We start from the raw sequence: 5,283 nt of genomic DNA on the forward strand, positions 1-5,283 counted from the left end.
GCCTCGGCCGCGCGCATGGCGGCCTCGGCGCGCGCCTTGCGCTCGGCGGCGGAGGGGGCGGCGGACTGGTCAGGGGTGTCGGTCACGGGCTTCCCGTCACGGCTGATCTCGGTTGGCGGTGGACCGTCCAGAGCGTGCCACGGACGGCCCCGGGGTTCACGGACGAATCACGGGGGGAGGACAGATCACGGGTGGGAGGCGGCGTCGGAGAGATCGGAGACGTCGTCCAGCGCGCTGCGGATCTCGTGCGGCAGGGTGACCTCCTCGCTCTCCAGGATCGCGCCGAGCTGCGCCGCGGTCCGCGCGCCGACGATCGGCGCGGCGACGCCCTCGCGGTCGCGGACCCACGCCAGCGCCACGGCGAGCGGGGAGCACCCGAGGCCCTCGGCGGCGGTCACCACCGACTCCACGATGCGGGCGCACTCCTCGTCCAGGTAGGGCTGGACGAAGTCGGCGAAGTGCGGCGCGGCGGCGCGCGACCCGGCGGGGATGCCGGTGCGGTACTTGCCGGTGAGGACGCCGCGGCCGAGCGGCGACCACGGCAGCAGCCCCGCCCCGGCGTCCAGCGCGGCGGGCACGACCTCCCGCTCGATGTCGCGGCGCAGCAGCGAGTACTCCAGCTGCGCCGACACGACCGGCGCGCGGCCCGGCCAGGCCCGCTGCCAGGCGGCGGCCTTGGCGACCTGCCAGCCCGCGTAGTTGGAGACGCCGACGTACCGGGCCCGGCCCGAGGAGACCGCCTCGTCCAGCGCCGAGAGCGTCTCCTCCAGCGGCGTGCCCGGGTCGTAGACGTGCAGCTGCCACAGGTCGACGTGGTCGAGGTCCATGCGGTCGAGGGAGGCGTCGAGGGCGTGCAGCAGGTGCCGGCGCGAGGCGTCGTAGCGCCCGTTCGGCCGGATCGCGGCCTTGGTCGCGACGACGAGGTCGTCGCGGTCGACCAGCTCGCGCAGCAGGTGGCCGAGGATGCGCTCGCTGTCGCCGTCGCTGTAGACGTCGGCGGTGTCGACCAGGGTGCCCCCGGCCTCGACGAAGGCGATGAGCTGCGCGGCCGCCTCGTCCGGGGCGGTGTCCTGGCCCCAGGTCATGGTGCCGAGTCCCAGCCGGGACACCAGCAGCCCGCTCCGCCCGAGGTGACGCTCCTTCATAGGCGGCCAATCTAGCGGTCCGGGCGAGCGGCGCGGAAAGCGAGCGGCCGCCCCGGCCGGGCGGGTCCGCGGCGCGAAGATCCTGGTGAGGATCTATTGCGGCGGGGCACCGCCGGGTTAGAGTTCGCAGCCATGGCGCCACCCCCGTTCTCGATGTACTCGCCGAAGACGCCAGAAGGCGACGGCGGGCCGGACGTGGCGCCGGTGTTCGGCGCCGGCCCCGGTGACGACCCCGGCTACCTCGCCTCGCTGCGAGGCGGCACCGAGCTCGGCCGGATGCGCCTGATGATGCTGGCGCTGCTGGCCGCCCCCGTCCTGATCCTGGCGATCGTGCCGCTGATCGTCGAGGACGGCCCCGGGGACGGGCCGTCGTGGATCTACCTGCCGCTCGCGGCCGCCGCGCTGCCGGCCCTGCTCGCCGGGCCCCGCGCTCCGCGCCCGATGGCGCCGGGCGCCGACCCGGCCGCGGCGGCGCGGACCGCGCTGATGATGTTCCGGCAGGCCGTCCTGCTGCGGTTCGCCCTCGCCGAGGGCGTGATCCTGCTGGGACTCCCGCTGGCGATGGTCGCCCACAGCGAGCTGGTCTTCGTCGCGGGGTTCGTCGTCGGCTACCCGCTGCTGGTCTGGCTGGCGCTGCCCACGCGCTCCGGCGTGGAGCGGATCCGCCGCCGCCTGGAGTCGCAGGACGCCGAGTCGCACCTGTGGGCGGTGCTCCTCGCCGCGCCCGCGTCCCCTCACGACTCCGGCGCCTAGAGCCAGCCGCTCTTGCGCAGGCGGCGGAACAGCAGCACGCACACGACGGCCATCACCGCGATGACCAGCGGGTACCCGATGGTCCAGTGGAGCTCGGGCATGTGGTCGAAGTTCATGCCGTAGATCCCGGCGATCGCGGTGGGCACGGCGATGATCGCGGCCCACGCGGAGATCTTGCGCATGTCCTCGTTCTGCCGCTTGCCGAGCAGCGCCAGGTGCGCGGTCAGCACGCTGTTGAGCAGCTCGTTGTGCGCGTCGACCTGCCCGTCGACGCGCAGCAGGTGGTCCAGGACGTCGCGGAAGTACTCGCGGGTGGAGCCGCACTCGGCGACCCGGCCCTTCACGATCTCCTGCAGCACGGGGACGAGCGGGTCCTCGGCGCCGCGGAACTCCAGCACCTCCCGCTTGAGCGAGTAGATGTCGGCGGTGACGTCCCGGGCGTTCGGGTCGAACACGGCCCGCTCCAGCCCGATGATGTCGACCTCGACCTCGTGGGCGACGACGCCGTACCGGTCGACGACCTCGTCGCACACGGCGTACAGGACGGCGGTGGCGCCGTGGCCGAGCAGCTCCGGGTTGTCCTCCAGCCGCTTGCGGACCGGCCCGAGCGGGTTCCCGGCGCCGTGCCGGACGGTCACCACGAAGTCGCGGCCGAGGAAGACCATGATCTCGCCGACCTCGATGTCGGAGGTCTTGTCGACGTAGGCGAGCGTCTTCAGCACCACGAACAGCGTGTCGTCGTAGCGCTCCATCTTGGGCCGCTGGTGCGCGGAGACCGCGTCCTCGGCCGCCAGCGGGTGCAGATTCAGCTCGTCCTTGACCAGCTCGAACTCGTCCTCGTCGGGCTCGAAGAGGCCGATCCACAGGAAGCACTCGCCGTCCTCGCGGGCGAGGTCGAAGGCGTCGCTGATGTCGCCCTCGATGTCGCGGCGCTTCCCGCCGGCGTAGATGGCCTTGTCGACGATCACACCACGCATTGTCGCGCATCCGGGGCGTCGGGACGTCCGGATGATCTCCTAGAGTGGCCGGTGTGACGACGCTTCTGCTGGTTCGGCATGGCCTGACCGCTATGACCGGCCCCGTGCTGGCCGGATGGACGCCCGGAGTGCGCCTGGACGAGCGCGGCCGCGCGCAGGCGGCGGCGCTCGCCGCCCGCCTGGCGCCCCTGCCGCTCGCCGCCGTCGTGTCCAGCCCGCTGGAACGCTGCGTCGAGACCGCCGAGGCCGTGGCCGCGGGGCACGCCGAGAAGGTCGAGAAGGTCGAGACCGACGACCGGTTCGGCGAGGTCCGCTACGGCGACTGGACGGGCCGTCCCCTCAAGGAGCTGGCCGAGGAGCCGCTCTGGCGCGTCGTGCAGGCCCATCCGAGCGCCGCGCGGTTCCCCGGCGAGGCGGGGGAGGCGCTGGCGGACGCCCAGCACCGCGCCGTCACCGCCGTCCGCGACTGGAACGAGCGGATCGCCGCCGCCCGGGGGCCGGACGCGCTCTACGCCGTGTGCAGCCACGGCGACATCATCAAGTCGATCGTCGCCGACGCCCTCGGCCTGCACCTGGACCAGTTCCAGCGCATCCAGGCCGACCCGGCGTCGCTCACCGTGATCCGCTACACCGAGACGCGCCCGTTCGTCGTCCGGCTCAACGACACCGGAGGCGACGTCGCCGGGCTGATCCCGGAACCGCCGGAGGAACGTTCCGGGAAAGACGGACTCGGGTCGAGTGACGCGGTCGTGGGCGGCGGCGCGTAGGGTCGTTGTCATGCCCGTCATCTCCTACGATCCGCCGGAGCGCTTCGTCGCCGGCGCCGTCGGGCGCCCCGGCGACCGCGCGTTCTACCTGCAGGCGCGCTCCGGCCGCCGCGTCACCAGCGTCGGCCTGGAGAAGTTCCAGGTGACGCTGCTGGCCGAGCGGCTGGAGGAGCTGCTGGACGAGGTCCTGCGGCGCAGCGGCGGGGACGCCGACGTGCCCCCGGTCGCCCCCTCCGAGCTCAAGGACGACGGTCCCCTCGACCAGCCCGTCGAGGAGGAGTTCAAGGTCGGCACGATGGCGCTGGCCTGGGACCCCGACGGCGAGCAGGTGGTCATCGAGGCGCAGGAGGTCACCGAGTCCGACGAGGAGCCCGAGGTCGGCGAGGACGACCCCGCCGTCGCGGTGCTGCGGGTGCGGATCAGCGCGGCGCAGGCCCGCGCGTTCGCCGAGCGCGCCCTGAAGGTGGTCGCGGCGGGACGCCCGCCGTGCCCGCTGTGCGGCCTGCCGCTCGACAGCGAGGGGCACGTCTGCCCCCGCCAGAACGGATACCTCGGCTGAGATGACACCCCGCTGTGCTGGATCATGGACGACGTGGCCGGGAGAATGAACGCATGACGCAGTCCTCCCGGGGCCGGGCGCCCGCCGGCGACGCAGGCGGGCCGGGCGAGGCCGGGCGCGCGGTGTCCCCGCGCGACGCGGCCGCCGCCGAACGGCTGCTGTCCGCCGGCCGCCTCGCCGTGGAGGGCCGGCTAGTCCAGGCGTCCAACGCCACCCTCTACTGCGCGATCGAGCACGACGGGGTGTCGGCCAACTGCGTCTACAAGCCGGTCGCGGGGGAGCGGCCCCTGTGGGACTTCCCCGACGGGACCCTCGCCGAGCGGGAGGTCGCCGCCTACGAGGTCTCCAAGGCGATGGGCTGGAACACCGTCCCGCCCACCGTCCACCGCGACGGCCCCTACGGGCCCGGCATGGTGCAGCTGTGGGTGGAGCCCGACCCCGGCGTCGACCTCGTCGGCCTGTCGCGCTCCGACGACGAGGCCGTCCGCCGGATGGCCGTCTTCGACGCCGTCGTCAACAACGCCGACCGCAAGATCGGCCACCTGCTGCCTCCCGGCGACGGCCACGTGTACGGCTGTGACCACGGCGTCTGCTTCTCCGTCGAGTACAAGCTGCGCACCGTGCTGTGGCAGTGGCGCGGCAAGCCCCTGACCCCGGAGGCCGTCGAGGCGCTCGGCCGGGTCGACGCGGGGCTGCGCGGCGGCGCCCTCGGCGCGCGGCTCGCCGAGCTGCTCACCGCCGAGGAGGTCGACGCCACCCGGCGCCGCGTCGAGCTGATGCTCAAGCACCGCATCCACCCCTACCCGCCCGAGGACTGGCCCGCCATCCCCTGGCCGCCGCTGTAGCCCGCCCCCGCCGGGATCGGCACACCGGTGGAATGCTCCAATTGGGGCATGTGTACGGCGATCATCAGTGTCGACCCGTCCTCCCCGGTTCCGGTGCTCCTCGTGGGCGTGCGCGACGAGTTCACCGCGCGCGCGTGGGAGCCGCCCGCCCGGCACTGGCCGGACCGCCCCGGCCTCGTCGGCGGCCGCGACCTGCGCGCGGGCGGCACCTGGCTGGCGGTGGACCCCGGCGCGCCG

7 protein-coding genes are annotated in these 5,283 nt (G+C 74.0%); 5 read left to right on the forward strand and 2 right to left on the reverse strand.

Going from position 1 to position 5,283, the window contains the following annotated elements; genetic code table 11:
• Positions 1 to 185: 185 nt before the first annotated feature.
• Entirely contained in the window at positions 186 to 1,145 is a 960-nt protein-coding gene (locus ABWI04_RS41440; protein WP_345181200.1) for an aldo/keto reductase, read from the reverse strand.
• A 132-nt stretch (positions 1,146 to 1,277) separates the two neighbouring features.
• Here ABWI04_RS41440 and ABWI04_RS41445 point away from each other — a divergent pair, with 132 nt between their 5' ends.
• Positions 1,278 to 1,898: a hypothetical protein gene (locus ABWI04_RS41445; protein ID WP_353835834.1), complete on the forward strand. Its 621-nt coding sequence runs from the start codon at positions 1,278 to 1,280 to the stop codon at positions 1,896 to 1,898.
• Here the strand turns inward: ABWI04_RS41445 and corA are convergent.
• Positions 1,895 to 2,866, reverse strand: coding sequence for a magnesium/cobalt transporter CorA (gene corA, locus ABWI04_RS41450; protein ID WP_353835835.1), 972 nt, complete (start codon positions 2,864 to 2,866; stop codon positions 1,895 to 1,897). The two genes, ABWI04_RS41445 and corA, sit on opposite strands and share 4 nt — an antisense overlap.
• A 62-nt stretch (positions 2,867 to 2,928) precedes the next feature.
• Here corA and ABWI04_RS41455 point away from each other — a divergent pair, with 62 nt between their 5' ends.
• From ABWI04_RS41455 to ABWI04_RS41470, 4 genes are all read left to right on the forward strand, one after another.
• On the forward strand, positions 2,929 to 3,642 hold the full coding sequence (locus ABWI04_RS41455; RefSeq protein ID WP_353835836.1) for an MSMEG_4193 family putative phosphomutase: 714 nt from the start codon (positions 2,929 to 2,931) through the stop codon (positions 3,640 to 3,642).
• A gap of 10 nt (positions 3,643 to 3,652) precedes the next feature.
• On the forward strand, positions 3,653 to 4,201 hold the full coding sequence (locus ABWI04_RS41460; RefSeq protein WP_345181208.1) for a DUF3090 domain-containing protein: 549 nt from the start codon (positions 3,653 to 3,655) through the stop codon (positions 4,199 to 4,201).
• A gap of 53 nt (positions 4,202 to 4,254) precedes the next feature.
• Positions 4,255 to 5,046: an SCO1664 family protein gene (locus ABWI04_RS41465; RefSeq protein WP_345181210.1), complete on the forward strand. Its 792-nt coding sequence runs from the start codon at positions 4,255 to 4,257 to the stop codon at positions 5,044 to 5,046.
• 48 nt (positions 5,047 to 5,094) lie between these two features.
• Positions 5,095 to 5,283: NRDE family protein (locus ABWI04_RS41470; RefSeq protein ID WP_353835837.1), on the forward strand; the 189-nt coding region annotated here is incomplete at its 3' end.

The sequence above is a fragment of the Actinomadura sp. NPDC000929 genome (assembly GCF_040492065.1).
GTDB classification, from domain to species: Bacteria; Actinomycetota; Actinomycetes; order Streptosporangiales; family Streptosporangiaceae; genus Spirillospora; species Spirillospora verrucosospora.